At 33.7% G+C, this 243-nt stretch carries 1 protein-coding gene; it reads right to left on the bottom strand.

Going from position 1 to position 243, the window contains the following annotated elements; translation table 11 throughout:
• On the bottom strand, nucleotides 1-243 hold a 243-nt coding region (locus tag SB717_RS38885), incomplete at both ends, for a hypothetical protein (protein WP_410908599.1).

Below are 243 nucleotides of genomic sequence, written 5' to 3'. Positions count from 1 at the left end.
CACCAATCGTTGCAAAAGTTTTATCTCCTATTTTAATAGTATTTAAAATAGCACTTTCAATTTTTGTTGTAACGTTGTTAGAAATAATATTTTTTGAAACTGGAGGATTAGCTGGATTAACGATATGTTGAAAGCTAACGCTAGCTTGATTAGTAATTGGATTTATAGGCGGAATTTCATTGGCGATAATGTTAAATGCTACGATGACAGATTCGTTTGGCGCGATATCACCGATTGGAACGC

Source organism: Priestia sp. SIMBA_032, assembly GCF_046535215.1.
GTDB lineage: Bacteria > Bacillota > Bacilli > Bacillales > Bacillaceae_H > Priestia > Priestia aryabhattai.
The sequence above is the reverse complement of the archived record's forward strand: the minus strand, read 5'-3'. Positions and strand labels throughout refer to the sequence as shown.